Source organism: Amedibacterium intestinale, from assembly GCF_010537335.1.
GTDB classification, from domain to species: Bacteria; Bacillota_I; Bacilli_A; order Erysipelotrichales; family Erysipelotrichaceae; genus Amedibacterium; species Amedibacterium intestinale.
In genome coordinates this window covers 2,130,307-2,150,946 of record NZ_AP019711.1, presented here as the reverse complement: position 1 = coordinate 2,150,946, position 20,640 = coordinate 2,130,307, and the positions used below count along the sequence as shown (strand labels likewise).

The following is a 20,640-nucleotide window of genomic DNA, read 5'->3' as shown; positions in this document are numbered from 1 at the left end:
ACCTTCAAAACTGAACAACAGTCAACATTTGATTAAGTCCTCGACCTATTAGTATCAGTCAACTCCACGCATCGCTGCGCTTCCATCCCTGACCTATCTACCTCGTCGTCTTCAAGGGGTCTTACTACTTGCGTATGGGAGATCTCATCTTGGAGTAGGCTTCGCGCTTAGATGCTTTCAGCGCTTATCCCTTCCCTACTTAGCTACCCGGCTATGCTGTTGGCACAACAACCGGTGCACCAGCGGTAGGTCCATCCCGGTCCTCTCGTACTAAGGACAGCTCTCCTCAAATCTCCTACGCCCACAACAGATAGGGACCGAACTGTCTCACGACGTTCTGAACCCAGCTCGCGTACCGCTTTAATGGGCGGACAGCCCAACCCTTGGAACCGAATTCAGCTCCAGGATGCGATGAGCCGACATCGAGGTGCCAAACCTCGCCGTCGATGTGAACTCTTGGGCGAGATCAGCCTGTTATCCCCAGGGTAGCTTTTATCCGTTGAGCGACGGCCCTTCCATTCGGCACCGCCGGATCACTAATCCCGACTTTCGTCCCTGTTCGACCTGTTTGTCTCACAGTCAAGCACGCTTCTGCATTTGCACTCGCCGATTGATTTCCGTCCAATCTGAGCGTACCTTTGGGCGCCTCCGTTACTCTTTGGGAGGCGACCGCCCCAGTCAAACTGCCTGCCTGACACGGTCCCCCGTCCAGCTTCATGGACGCAGGTTAGAACTCCAATCAGACAAGAGTGGTATCCCAACGTCGACTCCAGATACACTGGCGTGCATCCTTCTTCGTCTCCCACCTATCCTGTACATCTCTGATCAAAATCCAATATCAGGCTGCAGTAAAGCTCCATGGGGTCTTTCCGTCTAGTTGCGGGTAACCTGCATTTTCACAGGTACTAAGATTTCACCGAGTCTGCTGCCGAGACAGCGCCCAAATCGTTACGCCTTTCGTGCGGGTCAGAACTTACCTGACAAGGAATTTCGCTACCTTAGGACCGTTATAGTTACGGCCGCCGTTCACTGGGGCTTCAATTCATTGCTTCGTCGAAACTGACAAATCCTCTTAACCTTCCAGCACCGGGCAGGCGTCACCCCCTATACTTCGTCTTGCGACTTCGCAGAGAGCTGTGTTTTAGTTAAACAGTCGCTTGGGCCTCTTCACTGCGGCTTACTTTCATAAGCACTCCTTCTCGCTAACTTACGGAGTCATTTTGCCGAGTTCCTTGGCAACAGTTCTCTCGCTCACCTCAGGATACTCTCCTTGCCCACCTGTGTCGGTTTTGGTACGGGCCGCTATGGAATTAGCACTAGAAACTTTTCCTGGAAGCTGGCCTCGCATGCTTCGCTACTCCCCTAGGGTTTCGCTTACCTGTCACGTTTTACATTCCGTGCACGCATTTTACTGTGCACCTGCTATTCGCTTCGACCACAATCCAATAAGTGGCTCATGCTAGCCTTCTCCGTCATTCCTTCATTTCCATCGCGGGTACAGGAATATCTGCCTGTTTTCCATCGACTACGCCTTTCGGCCTCGCCTTAGGTCCCGACTTACCCAGGGCGGACGAACCTTCCCCTGGAATCCTTGGGCTATCGGTGTGCAGGATTCTCACCTGCATCTCGCTACTCACACCGGCATTCTCACTTCCATGCTCTCCACCACTCCTTACGGTATGGCTTCCACGTGCATGGAACGCTCCCCTACCACTTGTATTACTACAAATCCGCAGCTTCGGTAGTATGCTTAGCCCCGGTACATTTTCGGCGCAGGGTCACTCGACTAGTGAGCTGTTACGCACTCTTTGAAGGATGGCTGCTTCTGAGCCAACCTCCTAGTTGTCTGTGCATCCCCACATCCTTTTCCACTTAGCATACATTTTGGGACCTTAACTGGCGGTCTGGGCTGTTTCCCTTTTGACCATGGACCTTATCACCCACGGTCTGACTGCCGGGAATATCTCATGGCATTCGGAGTTTGATTATACTCAGTACCCCGGGATGGGGCCATCGTACATTCAGTGCTCTACCTCCACAAGACTCATCCTCGACGCTAGCCCTAAAGCTATTTCGGGGAGAACCAGCTATATCCGTGTTCGATTGGAATTTCTCCCCTAGCCACAACTCATCCGCCAACTTTTCAACGGGGGTCGGTTCGGTCCTCCATTCAGTTTCACCTGAACTTCAACCTGATCATGGCTAGATCACACGGTTTCGGGTCTATGTCATCGTACTGCCGCCCTATTAAGACTCGCTTTCGCTTCGGCTCCGCATCTCCTGCTTAACCTCGCACGATAACATAACTCGCCGGTTCATTCTACAAAAGGCACGCCATCACACCTTAACGTGCTCTGACTTCTTGTAAGCATACGGTTTCAGGTTCTATTTCACTCCGCTCCCGCGGTTCTTTTCACCTTTCCCTCACGGTACTGGTTCACTATCGGTCACTTGCTTATATTTAGCCTTGACGGATGGTCCCGCCTGCTTCCGACAAGATTTCTCGTGTCTCGCCGTACTCAGGATCCCGCTGGGCTTCCTCACGGTTTCGGATACGGGACTTGCACCCTCTCCGGTCGGCCTTTCAATGCCGTTCTCCTACCATGATTCTTGCCGTATCGCGGTCCTTCAACCCCAGACCTCGGTCTGGTTTGGGCTCCTCCCCTTTCGCTCGCCGCTACTCAGGGAATCACTGTTGTTTTCTTTTCCTCCGGGTACTTAGATGTTTCAGTTCCCCGGGTACCTCTCTCGCAGACTATTTGTTCATCTGCGGATGACATGCTATTACGCATGCCGGGTTCCCCCATTCGGATACCGGCGGATCTTTGCTTACGTACAGCTCCCCGCCGCGTTTCGCCGTTTGTTGCGTCCTTCTTCAGTTTCAAGTGCCTAGGCATCCACCGTACGCCCTTTCTTACTTAATCACCATTAGCTTAGCTTTGAGTTTTCTGTTTGTTTAACTTCAACTCGTGAATTTCTTACAACTTTTCGTTATAGACCTTCTGTTATGTCTTCTGTTATTCAGTTTTCAAAGATCGATTCGGAATGCTTCTCAGCCTTCCAAAACCAAACAGGAAATATCTTTCTCTACACTCTTTCTCCTTAGAAAGGAGGTGATCCATCCCCACGTTCCCGTAGGGATACCTTGTTACGACTTAACCCCAGTCATCGGTCCTACCTTCGACGGCTCACTCCTCACGGTTATGCCACCGGCTTCGGGTATTACCAACTCCCATGGTTTGACGGGCGGTGTGTACAAGGCCCGAGAACGTATTCACCGCAGCATGCTGATCTGCGATTACTAGCGATTCCGACTTCATGGAGTCGAGTTGCAGACTCCAATCCGAACTGAGACGACCTTTATGAGTTCCGCTCCCCCTCGCAGGTTCGCTTCTCTTTGTAGCCGCCATTGTAGTACGTGTGTAGCCCAGGCCATAAGGGGCATGATGATTTGACGTCATCCCCACCTTCCTCCGGTTTGTCACCGGCAGTCTCGCATGAGTCCCTAACTCAATACTGGTAACATGCGACAAGGGTTGCGCTCGTTGCGGGACTTAACCCAACATCTCACGACACGAGCTGACGACAACCATGCACCACCTGTGTGATGTATAGCTATCTCCCTATCTCTAGGGCATTTACATCCATGTCAAGGCCTGGTAAGGTTCTTCGCGTTGCTTCGAATTAAACCACATACTCCACCGCTTGTGCGGGCCCCCGTCAATTCCTTTGAGTTTCACACTTGCGTGCATACTCCCCAGGCGGAGAACTTATTGCGTTAACTGTAGCACTGAGTCTCCCCAACACTTAGTTCTCATCGTTTACGGCGTGGACTACTAGGGTATCTAATCCTATTTGCTCCCCACGCTTTCGTGCCTCAGTGTCAGTTGCAGGCCAGGCGACCGCCTTCGCCACTGGTGTTCCTCCATATATCTACGCATTTTACCGCTACACATGGAATTCCATCGCCCTCTCCTGCACTCCAGTTCACCAGTTTCCAAAGCCAACAGCAGTTGAGCTGCTGCCTTTTACTTCGGACTTAATGTACCACCTGCGCACCCTTTACGCCCAATGATTCCGGATAACGCTCGCCACCTACGTATTACCGCGGCTGCTGGCACGTAGTTAGCCGTGGCTTTCTGGTAAGCTACCGTCACTTCAGTATCATTTCCTCTACTGACCGTTCTTCACTTACAACAGAGCTTTACGATCCGAAGACCTTCTTCACTCACGCGGCATTGCTCGTTCAGGGTTCCCCCCATTGACGAAAATTCCCTACTGCTGCCTCCCGTAGGAGTTTGGGCCGTGTCTCAGTCCCAATGTGGCCGTTCGCCCTCTCAGGTCGGCTACGCATCGTCGCCTTGGTGTGCCGTTACCACTCCAACCAGCTAATGCGCCGCAGGTCCATCCATGTTCGCACCTTTGCAGGTCCTTTAATGAATACGAGATGCCTCCTATTCACCTATCCGGTTTTAGCTACCGTTTCCAGCAGTTATCCCGGGCACATGGGCAGGTTACCTACGTGTTACTCACCCGTTCGCCACTGAGCTCTTACAGAAGCAAGCTTCCATATTCGCTCCGTTCGACTTGCATGTATTAGGCATGCCGCCAGCGTTCATCCTGAGCCAGGATCAAACTCTCCATTTGATTTTAGCTCAAAACGTTTTCTGCTAACGTTTCTTCTTTTACTTTGTTATCTTTTTCATTGTTTGAAATTGACGTTTCCTGTTTAGTTTTCAAAGACCGAGCCAAGCTCTCTCGCTTGGTGCTCGTATATATTACCACCCACTTTAACCTATGTCAACATTTTTTTACTCTTTTTTTTACTTTTTTTCTTTTCTCTTTTCCTGCAGCACTTTAAACTGCCTCCTTATGAATTTGTTTTTCATACAAAAACTCCGCTTTTGGACATTCATCCAATAGCGGAGTTTTTCTTTTAGTGATGTTCATACACTTTGATTCGGTTTACTGCTTTTGTAAGAGCCACTTCTGCACGATTGATGTTTGTTTTTTCATCCTTCTTTGCCAGCCTTTTTTCTGCTCTTTCTTTTGCTCTTCTTGCGCGTTCAATATCAATTTCATGTTGACCTTCTATCGCATCACTTAAAATACGCATTTCGTTGTCATGAAATTGTAAAATACCTCCTGCAAGAGCATAGTGTTTCTTTTCTTTATTTTCTTCCAAAATACATTCACACGTCTTCAACATAGCCACAATTGGCATATGGTTAGGGAGTATGGTAGTTTCTCCATCTACTGTTGCAACATGCACAGAAGCAACTTCGCACTCTTTATATAATCCTAAAGGTGTTATGATTTTTAATTTTATCATATACTACCCTTTCATCGCTTCTGCTTTTGCCTGTGCTTCTTCAATGGTAGATACAAACATAAATGCCTGTTCTGGAAGATCATCATATTTTCCTGCTAACAGTTCTTTAAAACTGCGTACTGTATCTTCTCTTGATACATAGCATCCTTTAATTCCAGAGAATACTTCAGCTACATTAAATGGCTGAGATAGGAAGTTACGTACACGTCTTGCACGGTTAACGATAATTTTATCTTCTTCACTTAACTCATCCATACCCAAGATAGCGATAATATCCTGCAGTTCTTTATATCTTTGTAAGATCTGCTGTACACCACGAGCGACTTCATAGTGTTCTTCCCCTACAACTAATGGATCGAGGATACGAGAACTTGATTCTAGTGGATCAACGGCTGGATAAATACCTAATGCCGCAATATCACGATCAAGTACTGTTTTTGCATCCAAGTGTGTAAAGGCAGTTGCTGGAGCTGGGTCTGTCAAGTCATCTGCTGGTACATAAATTGCCTGTACAGATGTGATAGAACCATTTTTTGTAGATGTAATTCTTTCCTGCAGCTGTCCCATTTCCGTTGCTAGTGTTGGCTGATATCCAACCGCACTAGGCATACGTCCTAAAAGGGCACTAACTTCTGAACCTGCCTGCGTAAAACGGAAAATGTTATCGATAAATAACAATACGTCCTGATGATCCTGATCACGGAAATACTCTGCCATTGTAAGTCCTGTTAAACCTACACGCATTCTGGCACCCGGTGATTCGTTCATCTGTCCATATACAAGAACTGTTTTATCCAATACACCGCTATCTTTCATTTCATGATACATGTCATTCCCTTCACGTGTTCTTTCTCCAACACCGGTAACAACAGACATACCACCATGTTCTTTCGCAATATTGTGGATCAATTCCTGAATCAATACAGTTTTTCCTACACCAGCTCCACCAAACAGACCGATTTTACCACCTTTAGAATATGGACACAGCAAATCAATTACCTTAATTCCTGTTTCCAGCATTTCTGCAGATGTCTGCTGTTCATCAAAGCTTGGTGCTTTACGATGGATTGGAAGTCTTGTCTGTGTATTTACAGGTCCTAATCCATCAATTTCACGCCCTAAAACGTTAAACATACGTCCTAGAACTTCTTTTCCTACAGGAACACTAATTGGAGCTCCTGTATCTATGGCTTCCATGCCTCTAACAAGTCCATCCGTACTTCCCATGGCAATACAGCGAACACGGTCATCTCCAATATGCTGTGCTGCTTCTACAACCAAAGAATCCTGATCTTTTAAAGGAATTTCGATTGCAGATAGCAGTTCAGGAAGTTCACCATTTTCAAACGCTACATCGACAACCGGTCCAATGACCTGTACGATTTTTCCTGTATTTTTGCTCATTAGCTGCTCACTCCTTCCATCGCATTGACACCACCGACAATTTCTGTAATTTCCTGTGTAATTGCGGCCTGTCTAGCCTGGTTATATTGTAATTCCAATGTCTCTTTCAATTCTTCTGCATTATCTGTCGCATTTTCCATTGCCATACGACGACTAGCCTGTTCACTTGTTTTTGTTTCCAGGTAATAGCTATATAGCATAGAGCGCACATACATAGGAACCAGCGTATCTAATATCTGTTCCCCAGCCGGCTCAAAAATCGTCTGTGCATTTTCTTTTTTCTCTCTTTGTTCTTTTTCAACTGGAAGCAAAGTAACCAGTTTTGGTTCAAAAGTAACAGAGTTTACAAAATGCGTATACAAAATGCGAATTTGAGATATTTCTTTATTTCGGTATAATTCCAGCGCATAATCCGCTATTTCTGCCAGTTCGCTGTAACATTCATCTTCCAGATCCACTTCTTCTCTAACAACTTCAAAGTCTTTGTTTTTAGACCAGTTCACCCCACGGCTACCAATCATAACAAATTGTCCGTCATTACCAATTTCACTAGAAAGCATACGATAAATATTCGCATTATATCCCCCGCAAAGCCCCATGTCACTTGTAAAGACAATGGTAAAAGGTTTCCCTTCATTTTTTTGCAGGTATGGATGTCTGGAATTTATAATAGAAGATAAAATATCCTGTACTGTTTCTTTTAAATAGAAAGCATACTCTCTATTTTCTTCCATATATTGTTTCTGTTTTTTCAGCTTACTGGTCGCAACAAGCTGCATCGCCTTTGTAATCTTCTTTGTAGATTCTACAGAGCGAATACGAGCTTTTATTTCCAGTTTTCCTGCTGCCATACGCTTACGCTTCCATCATATTTTTAAATTCTTTTTCAAAAGCGGTCAATGCATCAGTAATACGCGCACTTAAAGCATCATCCAATGCTTCTTTTTCTTCAATTTCACGAAGAATATCACTGTGTTCACGTTCCATATATTTCAACATTTCTTTTTCATATAGACTAACCTGTTCTACTTTGACCGGTTTCAAGAATTTATTTTTTGCCGCAAATAAAGAAACTACCTGATGAGATACCGGCATTGGATCATACTGATTTTGAATTAGCAGCTTTGTCAAACGTTCTCCATGTGCCAATGTTTCTGCAGTCGCACTATCTAAGTCACTACCAAATTTTGCGAATGCCTGCATTTCTCTAAATTGAGCAAGTTCAAGTTTTAAAGAACCGCTTACCTGTTTCATTGCTTTTACCTGCGCTGCACTACCAACACGAGATACACTTAATCCACTGTCTACTGCTGGACGAACACCACTGTTAAACAATTCTGTCTGTAAGAAAATTTGTCCATCCGTAATAGAAATAACATTTGTTGGGATATAAGCAGAAATATCTCCTGCCTGTGTTTCAATGATTGGTAGAGCTGTTAAACTTCCTCCCCCCAATTCATCATTAAGTTTTGCTGCACGTTCCAAAAGACGAGAATGCAGATAGAAAACATCTCCAGGATAAGCTTCACGTCCTGGTGGACGTTTTAAAAGTAAAGACATTGTACGATAAGCTACCGCATGTTTACTCAAATCATCATAGATAATTAAAACGTCTTCTCCTTTTTCCATCCATTCTTCCCCAATAGCACATCCTGCATATGGTGCAATGTATTGTAAAGGAGCTGCTTCACTTGCTGTTGCGGAAACAATCGTTGTATATTCCATTGCTCCATGACTTCTTAATTTTTCTACGATTTGGGCAACCGTACTTGCTTTTTGTCCAATCGCAACATAAATACATTTTACATTTTTTCCTTTTTGATTCAGGATCGTATCAATCGCAATTGCTGTTTTACCAGTCTGTCTATCTCCGATAATCAGCTCACGCTGTCCTTTCCCAATTGGAATCATAGAGTCAATGATCTTCAACCCTGTCTGAATAGGCTGATGTACACTTTTACGTGTCATAACCCCTGGAGCCACACGTTCTACCGGACGATAAACATCTGATGTAATTGGTGCTCCTCCATCAATTGCCTGTCCAAGTGCATTTACAACACGTCCAAGCATCATATCTCCAACAGGAACTTCAACAATTTTTCCTGTACGTTTTACTTCGTCTCCCTCTTTGATTCCACTATCATCACCCATCAATACGGCTCCGACATGTTCCTCTTCAAGGTTTAATACCATTCCATACACATCATGTGGGAATAGCAGAAGTTCTCCAGACATCGCATTCTGCAAACCATGTACAAGAGCAATACCATCACCAATGGTAATAACACTACCTGTTTCTCCAACTTCTAGTTCTTCATCATAGCGACGAATCTGCTCTTTGATTAGCTTGCTGATTTCTTCTGGTCTTAAACTCACCATATTCACCTCGCTTATTTATGGTTTATGAAAGATTTTGTACAGTTCCTTTCAAACGTTCCAGTTTTCCTCTGGCACTGTTATCAATAATCTGGTCATTGATTTTCATACGGATACCCGCAATCAAATCACTATCTACAGATAACACAAAATCTACTTTTTTATTTAATTTCTTTTCCAGTGTCGCTTTTAAACGAGCTACTTCTTCCTCACTTAAAGAAGCCGCACTCTTCACATAAACAACCTGGATGTTATTTACTTTGTTATATTCTTTCGTATATTCTTTTACAATTTCTTCAATAAAACGAAAACGTCCTTTATCTACCAGTAATTTTAAAAAGTTTAAAAGCATAGGATCGATTGCATCTCCATATACTTTCACAAGCAGTTCTTTCTTTTCTTCTTTACTGATTTTTGGATGTGCCATAACAGCACGATAGTTCGCATCCTGTTTTACATTTTCTGCCACAAGATCAAGCTGTTCTTTATACAAATCAAGCTTTCCTTCTTCCTGTGCCAATGAAAAAATCGCATCGCAATAGCTTTTGCTAACTACGCCTGCCATGAGTCATCACCTGCACGTTCAATAAACTCATCCACATATTTTTTCTGCTGTTCTTCGCTAAGCTCTTTCCCAACGATTTTTCCTGCAGCCTCAAATGCAACATCTGTAATTGTCTGTTTCATTTCTTTCTGTGAACGAACTTTTTCGCGTTCGATATCCTGCATTGCTTTTTCTTTCATGCTATCCGCTTCTTTACGTGCCTGTGCAAGAATATCTTTTTTCTCTGCTGAAGCACTGCGTTTTGCACTTTCTAAAATCTCATGAGCATCGCTTCTGGCATTTGCCATCTGTGTCTCATACTGCTCTTTGAAAGATTCTCCTTCTTTACGAGCAAGATTTCCTGCATCAATATCCGCCTGAATCGCATCGCTTCTTTTTTGGAAATAATCTAAAATCACATCCCAGAAAAAATGTTTCGCAACCAAACAGATAATAAATGTTGAAATACAAACAAGAGCCATATCTACAGGGTTTATACGCAGGTAATTCGTAATATCAATGTTCATCTGCTAAACCTCCTTATGGTTTTTGTATGTACTATCCTTTCAAGAAAATCAATAACAATGCGACAATTAACGCATAGATACCAGTTGTTTCTGCCATCGCAATACCAAGAACCATAACAGAACGAATTTTACCAGCAGCTTCTGGGTTTCTACCTGTAGCTTCTGCACCTTTACTAGCCGCAATACCCTGTCCAATACCAGGACCTAAACCAGCGATCATAGCGATACCAGCACCTAACAATGCCATACCTTGTACGAAAAACTCATTAAATTCAGCCATTTTAATTTCCTCCTAAATATTTGATAGCTTATTCTTCTTCACTTGCATACGATTCACTCAAGAAGAAACTTGCCAGTGTAAAGAAGATATAGGTCTGAATAAGACCTGAAAAAATGTCGAAGTATGAATGCAGAAATGGTGTAAAGGCTAATCCCAATACCCCAAACGGCATCAAAGACTTCATCAGCGTGTACACAAGCCCTGTGATAATGGTACCAGCTAAAAGGTTACCAAATAAACGCAAGGACAAAGACACAGGCAATGCTAAATCACCTAGAACATTTAATGGAAGGAATAAAAAGAAAGGATCCATTAGTTCTTTTAGTCTTCCACCAACGCCTTTTTCTTTCAGTCCAACAAACTGAATCAACAAAAACATCATGACCGCAAGTGTTACATTGACACTTAGGTTTGATGTTGGCGGCTGTAACCCTATCAACCCTAACAGGTTAGAGGGAGCCATCATGAAGATTAGTGTTCCAAAGAAAGGAATATACGCTCGCGTACGTTTTCCCAGGTTTCCAGAAATAATTCCTGTTCCCAGTTTTGCGACGCATTCACATAAAAGTACAAACCCTTTTGGAGCCACCCTTGGATCTGCTTTTTTGATTTTCTTACCTGCAACGATAAAGAAAATCGACATCAGCACACATAGAATCAACCAGTTTACAATGGATTCATGTATCACAATTTTTGTTGTGCCGATTACCAATTCGATAGCCACTAATCATCCTCCTTTCTGTGTAGAAACACATACAATAGAATGGAAGCTTTATGACAGAGCATACCAGCTAATAACGCAATAACATTCACACCACGCCAGGCAGACAGACCAAAAATCAACGCATAGATAACATAACGTCTAAGATAGCCTGCATACCCCGCTTTAGAAGCATCTTCATAAAGCTCAATAGATTCACTCATACGCACGATCATGTTGAATCCAATCAAACCGCTTAAAGTTCCAATCAGAATTCCTACACCTATGCTGGAAAAACTGTCTTTGAAAATAACAGAAGATACAAGTGCAGCAGCTACACTTAAAGAAAGACTGATTCTTCGGATTTCTTTTTTTAAGTTCGCTGTTTCATTCATCTTCTTTCATTCCTTTCAGCAGCAGATAAAAATTCGCAAGCAACGCATAAGCTAAAAATACCAGCAGAAATACTGGTATACAATGCAGTTTTTTATCCAGCCAAATACCTATAAGTACTGCTAGAAGACAGCTTATAAACAAGCTCGATAAAAACTTCATTGCTTTATAATACTCTTTCATTCCTGTGTACCAAATATACGATCTCCAGCATCTCCTAGACCAGGTACGATATATCCATGCTCATTCAGTTTTTCATCTAAAGCAGCCAAATAAATATCAACATCTGGATGTTTTTCCTCTACTGCATGTACACCTTCTGGAGCACCTACAAGACATACCAGGCGGATATTTTTTGCCCCCTGTTTCTTTACCATGTCAATTGCCGCAATCGCACTTCCTCCTGTTGCCAGCATAGGATCAACGATCATCACAATTGCATCGCTTACCTTTTTTGGATATTTCTCAAAATAGGTATGCGGTTCTAGGGTTTCCTCATCACGATATAACCCAATATGTGCAATCTTCACGGTCGGTATCAGATTAGAGATCCCATTTACCATCCCAAGACCTGCACGAAGAATAGGAACAAGTACGATATCTTTTTCCATTTCCTGTGTAGTGAAGGATGTGATCGGTGTTTCAATTTCCACATCTTTCATAGGTAAATCTCTAGTGATTTCATAGGCCATCAAACCTGCTATTTCATCTAGATTTTGGCGAAAATCTTTTGTTTTTGTTTCTTTTTTTCGCATTTGTGTCAACTTATGCGTAATCAAAGGATGCTGTAAAACTTTCAACATATTTAACACCTCTTTTTTTGGATCTATAAGCCTTATCCAAACTGTTTCACATCAGAATCATTATAACATGTTTTATCCTTCTTTTACCTTTTTTCACTCTCTATTTCATAAAAAATGTGAAAGAAATCGCTTTCCCCTGATAGTATTCAACAATCCATGATTAGCATACATCAAATTGTTGTTTAAACACCTGTTTTTCATGTGATTTTCATGTGATTTAAGATAGGATAAAAGAAAAAAGATCATGTTACTACACAATCTTTTTCATCATTTATATTTATTTTTCAAACAAGGCAGCCATTGTTTCTACCATAGCTCCTGTGGCGCCTTTTGTGCGATATCCTTCCCCATTATCTGTATCGGCACTTCCAGCTATATCTAAGTGAATCCACTCAATGCCATCTTCTATAAATTCTTCAAGGAAGGCCGCCGCAAGGCTTGCCCCTCCTTTTCCACCAGAAACAGAATTAACCATATCCGCCACATCACTTAATCGTATTTGTGAATGGAAATCTTCATCTACAGGAAGCTGCCATATTTTTTCTTCTGTTTTTTCAGCTGCATGTTTCAACTCTTGATAAAAAGCATCACTATTGGTAAACACACCGGTATACGTTGTACCTAATGCTCCAATGACTGCTCCAGTCAATGTTGCAACATCAATAATACGTTTTGCCCCTTTTTGCTGTGCATAAGTAATCGCATCACATAAAATCAAACGTCCTTCTGCATCTGTGTTTGTAATCTCAATTGTTTTTCCACTTAGTGATGTCAACACGCTGTCACAAGTGTAGGCATCTGGACCAATCATATTTTCTGTTGCGGCTACTACTGCCATCACATTGGCTTTTACTTTTTTCGTCGCAAGCCACTGCATAGCACCTAGTACATTTGCTCCTCCACACATATCTAATTTCATCCAATGCATTCCTGCAGCACTTTTTAAATTATATCCACCAGAGTCAAATGTAATCCCTTTTCCTACCAGTGCGGTATAAGGAGCATCTCCATCTCCCTGATACCATAAAGTAATCAAACGAGCTTCATGCGCGGAACCCTGATTTACACCAAGAAGTGCACCTGCACCCATTTCCTTTAATTCTTTATTCGTTAAGATTTCATAACGAAGTCCAAGATTTTCTGCCATTCTTTTCGCATCGTTTGCTACATCTTCTGGATGCATATGGTTTGGTGGAGTATTTCCTAAATGACGAGCATGATTGATTGCGGCTGCACAAGACATTGCTTTGCGAATATCACCTTCCACATCTTTATCAGATGCATAAGAAAGTATGCCATCTTCTTTTGGAAGATAACTATACATGCTGTAATACATTCCATACACAATATCAAATATCTTATCTTCGTCTAAACTATCTAGCCATACACATATCTTCCCTTTTTCTTTACGAGCAAGTTTCCCCATAAACTTACGAAGTTTGCTGCGCGTCAGCTTTTCTTTCTCACCAAGTCCAGCAAAAATAATTTTTTTCACTTCTGCTTTCCCCATTGTTAAAGTTTCATTAACTGTTTCATAATCTAAACTTATATCATTTGTAACATCGTATCCAAGCAATTCTGTTATTTCATCTGGAATACGATCTCCTTTATATAATGGAACAAGCAAAGCTGCTTCCTGTTTAAAACTTTCCATTCTTTTATAAATTTTCATTCTGTAACCTCCTTTGAAATTCTTCTATTTTCTTCTATTTTATCATATATACTATAGAAATCACGTATACAATTTCTATAAAGAAAAAACAACCAGATATCCAATTGTCTTTCTTTTCTTACCTTTCTCTAACAAGTTTTTACTGTTATATACTGATGTCCAAACAACACTCCAGCTAACGTCAAAGATGCCCCTAGCCCTGTATAAAACACCGCAATAAATACTTCTGGTGCAATTCCTGAATATCTTAAGAAAATTCCTCCACTCATCATAACTGCCATAATGATAAAAGCCGGAATATCAAAAAATTTCAAAAAGAACTGCTGTTCTTCTTCATATCCAACAATTCTTGTCGTATGTTTCTTTACCAGTTTTCCAAAAATAAAGACTTGAAATACTGTAAATACGACCAAAGACAATAGAATATTTATTACATTTATATAATTCGGATATACCTGCATTCCTATTTTTAAAATATTAAACCCTGCTGCCAGCCATACAAAACAGGCAATTAATAATAATGTTCTTTTCTTTACCTTCATAATTTCATCTTCTTTCTTAATTTGACATGAAAAGTTTAACTCTTTGCAAATTCCAGTGTCAAGAAAGGTGCTTTATTGTCAGCTGTTCTCATATAAAAAGTGACATCTGTTACGACATCACTTTCCCATTATATTTATTCTTTTATGAACTCTTCCATTGCCTGTAAATCCAGTTCTTTATAATTCTTTAAGAATGCATATAGATGCTTCGCAATTTCTTTGCATCCATTTTCTGTATTTGATTCAATATTACATGGCAAAATAGGATCATGCAAAGATTTTCTTAACAGACACCATCCATTTCCATGTTCCTTATCAAAAGAGAAACGAAGTCCTTCGTGGTTTACAGGTGCAAGCATAAATTCTCCATGCTTTTCTGCATACACTTTTAAATCCTCCAACACCTTATCTCCATAGCTTCCAAAATCTTCACATGTGATTTTAAAGCGAAGTTCTTTTTCTTCTAATGGGTGCTTTAACTCTTTGATAAGTTCATCAAGACTGTGTCCTTCTAAATGCATTTTCGCAGCTTTTATCACAATTTTTGTTGCTAAATATGCACCATCATCTAAGAAATAATTCTCTTTTAATGCCGCATGTCCACTTGTTTCAATCGCAAGCTGAGAATCGATTCCTTCCTTATTTAAACGAACAGCTTCATTAATAACATTTTTATATCCTCTTTTAAAACGCAGATGTTTTACATGTAATACATTTTCTAAGAAATCATGCAATTCATCACTTGTAACAGAATCTGTTACAATCGTTGTACCTGGATGTTGTTCACATACAAGTGCTGCAGCTAATGCCACGATTGCATTACGACTAATTTCATGCCCATATTTATCTACCGCACTGCTTCTATCTACATCGGTATCAAAGATAATTCCTAAATCAGAATGATTTGTTTTTACCGCATCACAAATACTTTGCATCGCTTTTGCATCTTCTGGGTTTGGAATATGGTTTGGAAACATACCATCCGGTTCTAAAAACTGAGAACCGCTTGTATCTGCCCCTAATGGCTGTAATACTTTATCTACATAAAAACCACCAGCACCATTTCCTGCATCTACTAAAATCTTCATACCACTTAATGGTTTATCATATGTATTTGGATGATTAACTTCCTTTTTGATTAATTCCCTTAAAAATGCACTATATACAGATAACAAATCTTTTATTTCTACACTTCCATTTTCTTTGTTTATAAAACTTTCCTGTTCTCCAAAGGTAATCAATGATTTAATATCTTCTTTATTTAAGCCACCATCTTTATCAAAAAATTTCATACCATTACGATTATAAGGAAGATGACTTGCGGTAATCATGATTGCGCCATCTTCTTTAAATTCCTCAAATACCGTAGACATAAACATCGATGGTGTAGAAGCAAGTCCACAATCACATACCTGCACTCCTTCATCTACCAATCCCTGCATAATTGATTCCTTTAATTCCTTTGCGCTGATTCTGGAATCATGTCCTATCGCAATACGAAGTTCTTCTTTCCCATATTTTTTTCTAAGATAAGCTACAAATCCTCTTGCCAAAGCATAAACAGCTTCTTTTGTAAGAGTAACACTTTCTCCTTCTACTCCATCAACCGCGACACCGCGAATATCTGAACCATTTTGTAATTTTTTTAATTCCATATTTACCTCCTAAACAAACATCATCATATATAATGGATAATTTTTAATAATTGGATCTTCTGCATTTACATTCCTTGTGGAAAAACGATAGGCTTTTACCGGGTTATATTTTTCTACATACGCATGCAAACTTTTTGCTCGTGTATTATTTCCACTTTTCACTTCCATCGGTATTATATTTCCTTTTTCCTGCAAAATAAAGTCTATTTCAGAACGTGTTGTAGGCTCATAGTAATATAAATCATGATGATTTTTTATGAGCATTTGAGCTGTAATATTTTCATAGATAGCTCCTTTATATACACCTAATTCATTTTTTAATAGTTCTTTCATAATGCTTTCATCAAATTGCGATACAAGAAGCCCTGTATCTGCCATATAAATTTTAAAAACCGATTGTTCTTTATACGCCTGCAATGGAGTATCGATGCATTTTAAACGATGACAGAAATGAATCGTTCCACTATCTTTCAACCATTGAAGACTTGTTTCAAAATGTCTTGCATTCCCACCATCTCGTACTAACTTATATTGAAATTTCTTGTTATCTTTTGACAACTGCAAAGGAATAGAAGAAAAACATTCATGTGCTTTTATCTTATCTTTCGCCTCTGCATATTTTGCCATATCACGATAGTAGTCTTCTACGATCTGCCGCTGAATTTTGCGTACAGCCATGAAATCTTTTGTTTTCACATAACATTTTACAGCTTCTGGCATGCCCCCAACGATGATATATGTTCTGAAATAGTCCATAAATTTCTCATGAAGCATCTCATTTACAGGTTCTCCTTTTTCAAAATAATCTTTTAACTGTAAAATCACTTGATCCTTTAAATTCATTGCCTTTAAAAACTCGTCAAACCCCATGGGCTTCATTTCTATTGATTCCACATAACCAACCGGATAAGAAGATGTATGTTTGATTGCGATTCCCAATAAACTTCCACTTACAATATAATCATATTTCGTTTCGCTTCCTAAAAACTTAATTGATGTAAGAGCCTGTGGACACGCCTGAACTTCATCGAATATGATCAGTGTTTTTCCTTCTTCAAAGTTGATTTGCGGATATGCAATTTCCAAATAAGAAATAATCTCTTTTGGATTTGCAGTTTTATCCATAAAGTTTTTTATATCCAAATCTCTTTCAAAATTAACATAAAGGTAAGACTTGTAATTTTCTTTCGCAAACTTTAAAATACTATACGTTTTCCCAACCTGACGTGCTCCTGATATAACAAGTGGTTTCTTCGTTACGCTTTTTTTCCATTTTTTTAGATTTTCTTCTACATTACGATACATTTAACCACCCCTAGCTTTATGTATATTATAGCACGCAAAATACACTTTATACATATTTTATGTACACAAAATATGTATTTTATATTTTTTTATGTACATAAAATATGCAGCTATATAAAAACAACTTTTTTAAACTAAAAACTCTATTACTACATTTATATGAAGTGAAGCCTAAGTTTGGAAACAACCAATGGGGTTTTCTTTATACAACAAAAGGATGTGAATTTAATTTCGTTCACATCCATATTTCACTCTTTGATTGATACTTGGAAATTTTATTTATTCAATAATAATTTAATTTGTTTAACTACTGAATCAGTAGAACATTCTCCAATTATATATTTAGCACTTTTTTTGCTTTTTCTGATGCATTAGATGGTGCAAATGAATGCTGGAAATAAGCTAACATATCGCTATCATTATCTCCATCTCCAAATGCGTAAATCTCATCTGCCTTCCAATTATTTATACTCATGAGTTTTAAAACAGCCTCTTTTTTAGTCACACCTTTTGCAGTGATTTCAAGCATACATGGTGAAAAAGAATTATTATGTAGTTGCTCAAACTGTGCAATATACTTATCTTTTTCATTATATTTTTCTTTATCTAATTCAAGAATATTCACCTTCACAATTTCATCTTTAATTTGATTAATATCCGCATTAAACACAAAGTGCGATAACATATACTCAAAATCTTCTTGGCTACGATTTACTATCATTTTTTTATACCAAAAATCCCACTTAGAATATCTTTTGATATATTCTTCTCTAGTAAAAGAAACGTAAGTTTTATCTTGTGTAATATATTCAACATTTTCATTTGAAAATTCATTGATAATACTGTTTAAGATTTCACTACCAATTGGCTGCTTAAAAATTACTTTCTTGTTTTTGTCTAGAATGATTGCACCATTCATAACAATCACATAGAAAGGTTGTTCGAAAAAATCCAAAACCTCTGTTCCATAAAGAGTTCTTCCAGTGGCAATAACGAATTCATTTCCTGAACTTTTTATCCTATGAACACAATCTAATACAGCATCATTATTCTTTAGTGCATTATCAATCAAAGTTCCATCTAAATCACTAACAAATATTTTCATGATTAAAGGTTTGTTCCATTTGATTCAATGACTTGTTTATAGTAATCAAAGCTGTCTTTTTTGATTCGGTTATATGTTCCATTTCCATAATCGTCTACATCAACATAAATGAAACCATAACGTTTGCTCATTTCTCGAGTTGATTCAGAGATGATATCAATACATCCCCACCAGGTATACCCCATCAGATCAACACCATCTAAGTTAATTGCATCACTCATTGCACAAACATGTTCTTTTAGGTAATCACATCTATAATCATCATGAACATGTCCATCTTCTGAAAGGACATCACGTTCTCCTAAACCATTTTCTACAATGAATAATGGTTTCCTATAACGGTCATATAGTTCAACTAAAGAGTAACGTAATCCTGAAGCATCCGTTTGCCAACCCCATGCACTACTTGGCAAATATGGATTCTTAACTCCATTGAATGTATTTCCTGGAGACAATTCCAATCCTTCAGTACTTGCTGCCCAACAAGAAGTCATGTAATAAGAGAAACTAACAAAATCAACAGTTCCTTGTTTTAAAATCATTTCATCATTTTCTTCAAAATGCACAGTAAATCCTTTATTATTTATTTCTTTTTGTAGGTATAGAGGATATTCACCAAATACCTGGATATCAACATAACGATAAACACTTCTCATTCTTTGTTGAGTTGCTAAATTATCTTCTGGCTTACATGTAAATGGATAGAAGCAAAGCTTTGTCATCATACATCCAATTTTTGCTTCTGGACAAATTTCATGTCCAATTTTAACTGCTAATGCACTTGCAACCATTTGATGATGCATAGCTTGATACATTGCTTGTTCAAATGGTATATCATCAAATTGATCTTCAATCAACCCTCCACTCGTTACAGGATGGCGTAACATTGCATCGACTTCATTGAATGTCAACCAGTACTTTACATATTGACCAAAATATTCAAAACAAGTTTTTGCATATTTTGCAAATAAATCCACACATTCTCTTCCATACCAACCACGATATTTATTAATTAAATGAACTGGTACATCATAATGAGAAAGTGTAACTAATGGTTCAATATTGTATTTTTTACATTCTTTAAATACATTGGTATAGAATTCTATTCCTTTTTGGTTAGGTTCATCATCTTCTGGATTTGGAAAAATCCTAGACCAACAGATTGACATACGATAAATTTTGAATCCCATTTCAGCAAATAAAGCAATATCTTCTTTATAGTGATGATAATGGTCAATTCCTCTACGTTTTGGATAATTAATATCTGTTTCAGTTTGAGCAATACGAAGATCTTCTGAAGTAAACGCAAATTGTTTGTGCATATCTTTGATATTACCAGCACGGAATTCTAAACAATCTTGGATCGTCATTCCTTTACCATCGTCGTTCCAAGCCCCTTCACATTGATTTGCCGCTGTCGCTCCTCCCCACAAAAAACCTTCTGGAAATTGTAATTTACTCTCATTTTTATACATTGATTTTCTCCTCCTCTATAAAATAATTTCTGATTTTTCTTTTTTCCCAAATGGGCAAAATAAATATTCTTTATCATTTACTGGCTCGGATATAACGACCATTGTCGTTATATCATAACCTGCAGATTTTACTGCATCAAAATCAACGTTAAGAATCTTTTGTCCAGCTTTAACTTGCGAACCCTGACTAACAAAAGTTTTAAACCCTTTACCATCTAAATCAACCGTATTGATTCCAACATGTACTAACACACCTGTTCCATCTTTCATACGAATTGCAAATGCATGACCTGTTGGAAACATAACTTCCAATGTTCCATTACAAGGCGCAACAATTTCATTTGAAGTCGGAATAAAACCTATGGTCTTTCCGAGCATCTCTTTTGAAAACATTTCATCCTTAATATTTTTGGCTTCAATCATTTCACCACTACATACCGCAACAAGATTATCATCTGATACGTTAGGTAATGTTTCTTTTTTCTTAAACAAGTCCATCAATCCCATAAGATTTCTCCTTTTTCAAA

General features: G+C 39.4%; 18 protein-coding genes and 2 rRNA genes. All 20 read right to left on the bottom strand.

What is annotated here, in order from left to right; genetic code table 11:
- Positions 1-28: 28 nt before the first annotated feature.
- The 20 genes from A9CBEGH2_RS10665 to A9CBEGH2_RS10570 all read right to left on the bottom strand — a co-directional run bounded on the left by A9CBEGH2_RS10665 (position 29) and on the right by A9CBEGH2_RS10570 (position 20,620).
- A 23S ribosomal RNA gene (locus A9CBEGH2_RS10665) occupies positions 29-2,924 on the bottom strand.
- A gap of 182 nt (positions 2,925-3,106) precedes the next feature.
- A 16S ribosomal RNA gene (locus tag A9CBEGH2_RS10660) occupies positions 3,107-4,647 on the bottom strand.
- The 16S and 23S rRNA genes sit together here, the layout of an rRNA operon.
- Before the next feature lie 289 nt (positions 4,648-4,936).
- The gene (gene atpC / locus A9CBEGH2_RS10655; protein WP_163104761.1) at positions 4,937-5,332 is read right to left on the bottom strand and encodes an ATP synthase F1 subunit epsilon; all 396 of its coding nucleotides are present in this window, start codon (positions 5,330-5,332) and stop codon (positions 4,937-4,939) included.
- Between the two features lie 3 nt (positions 5,333-5,335).
- Positions 5,336-6,736, bottom strand: a complete 1,401-nt coding sequence (gene atpD / locus A9CBEGH2_RS10650) for a F0F1 ATP synthase subunit beta (RefSeq protein WP_115715964.1) — start codon at positions 6,734-6,736, stop codon at positions 5,336-5,338.
- Positions 6,736-7,587 (bottom strand): ATP synthase F1 subunit gamma, encoded by an 852-nt coding sequence (atpG, locus tag A9CBEGH2_RS10645; protein ID WP_163104759.1) that lies wholly within the window; start codon positions 7,585-7,587, stop codon positions 6,736-6,738. The genes atpD and atpG overlap by 1 nt, the downstream gene beginning before the upstream one ends.
- 4 nt (positions 7,588-7,591) lie before the next feature.
- Positions 7,592-9,115 (bottom strand): F0F1 ATP synthase subunit alpha, encoded by a 1,524-nt coding sequence (atpA, locus tag A9CBEGH2_RS10640; RefSeq protein WP_115715966.1) that lies wholly within the window; start codon positions 9,113-9,115, stop codon positions 7,592-7,594.
- Between the two features lie 22 nt (positions 9,116-9,137).
- Positions 9,138-9,677 carry an ATP synthase F1 subunit delta gene (gene atpH, locus A9CBEGH2_RS10635; RefSeq protein ID WP_118277501.1) on the bottom strand — a complete coding sequence of 180 codons (540 nt, stop codon included), beginning with the start codon at positions 9,675-9,677 and terminating at the stop codon, positions 9,138-9,140.
- Positions 9,665-10,183, bottom strand: coding sequence for a F0F1 ATP synthase subunit B (gene atpF, locus A9CBEGH2_RS10630; protein WP_115715968.1), 519 nt, complete (start codon positions 10,181-10,183; stop codon positions 9,665-9,667). Before atpF ends, atpH begins: the two co-directional genes overlap by 13 nt.
- A 31-nt stretch (positions 10,184-10,214) precedes the next feature.
- Entirely contained in the window at positions 10,215-10,463 is a 249-nt protein-coding gene (gene atpE / locus A9CBEGH2_RS10625; protein WP_115715969.1) for an ATP synthase F0 subunit C, read from the bottom strand.
- A 28-nt stretch (positions 10,464-10,491) separates the two neighbouring features.
- The gene (gene atpB / locus A9CBEGH2_RS10620; protein ID WP_118277502.1) at positions 10,492-11,187 is read right to left on the bottom strand and encodes a F0F1 ATP synthase subunit A; all 696 of its coding nucleotides are present in this window, start codon (positions 11,185-11,187) and stop codon (positions 10,492-10,494) included.
- Entirely contained in the window at positions 11,187-11,558 is a 372-nt protein-coding gene (locus A9CBEGH2_RS10615) for an ATP synthase subunit I (RefSeq protein ID WP_118277503.1), read from the bottom strand. Before A9CBEGH2_RS10615 ends, atpB begins: the two co-directional genes overlap by 1 nt.
- Positions 11,551-11,739 (bottom strand): AtpZ/AtpI family protein, encoded by a 189-nt coding sequence (locus A9CBEGH2_RS10610; protein WP_163104757.1) that lies wholly within the window; start codon positions 11,737-11,739, stop codon positions 11,551-11,553. Before A9CBEGH2_RS10610 ends, A9CBEGH2_RS10615 begins: the two co-directional genes overlap by 8 nt.
- On the bottom strand, positions 11,736-12,359 hold the full coding sequence (gene upp, locus A9CBEGH2_RS10605; protein ID WP_118277505.1) for a uracil phosphoribosyltransferase: 624 nt from the start codon (positions 12,357-12,359) through the stop codon (positions 11,736-11,738). The genes A9CBEGH2_RS10610 and upp overlap by 4 nt, the downstream gene beginning before the upstream one ends.
- Before the next feature lie 277 nt (positions 12,360-12,636).
- The gene (locus tag A9CBEGH2_RS10600) at positions 12,637-14,031 is read right to left on the bottom strand and encodes a leucyl aminopeptidase (RefSeq protein WP_163104755.1); all 1,395 of its coding nucleotides are present in this window, start codon (positions 14,029-14,031) and stop codon (positions 12,637-12,639) included.
- A 128-nt stretch (positions 14,032-14,159) separates the two neighbouring features.
- Entirely contained in the window at positions 14,160-14,573 is a 414-nt protein-coding gene (locus A9CBEGH2_RS10595) for a hypothetical protein (RefSeq protein WP_163104753.1), read from the bottom strand.
- 134 nt (positions 14,574-14,707) lie between these two features.
- Positions 14,708-16,228: a phosphohexomutase domain-containing protein gene (locus tag A9CBEGH2_RS10590; RefSeq protein WP_163104751.1), complete on the bottom strand. Its 1,521-nt coding sequence runs from the start codon at positions 16,226-16,228 to the stop codon at positions 14,708-14,710.
- Positions 16,229-16,237: 9 nt separating this feature from the next.
- Complete coding sequence (locus A9CBEGH2_RS10585; protein WP_118277509.1) at positions 16,238-17,533, bottom strand: ATP-binding protein; 1,296 nt, start codon at positions 17,531-17,533, stop codon at positions 16,238-16,240.
- A 334-nt stretch (positions 17,534-17,867) separates the two neighbouring features.
- Positions 17,868-18,638 (bottom strand): Cof-type HAD-IIB family hydrolase, encoded by a 771-nt coding sequence (locus A9CBEGH2_RS10580; protein WP_118361837.1) that lies wholly within the window; start codon positions 18,636-18,638, stop codon positions 17,868-17,870.
- Positions 18,639-18,640: 2 nt separating this feature from the next.
- A complete protein-coding gene (locus tag A9CBEGH2_RS10575) occupies positions 18,641-20,113 on the bottom strand; it encodes a glycoside hydrolase family 1 protein (protein ID WP_163104749.1) in 1,473 nt (490 codons plus the stop codon).
- A gap of 15 nt (positions 20,114-20,128) precedes the next feature.
- Positions 20,129-20,620, bottom strand: coding sequence for a PTS sugar transporter subunit IIA (locus tag A9CBEGH2_RS10570; RefSeq protein ID WP_118361841.1), 492 nt, complete (start codon positions 20,618-20,620; stop codon positions 20,129-20,131).
- Between the last annotated feature and the right edge of the window lie 20 nt (positions 20,621-20,640).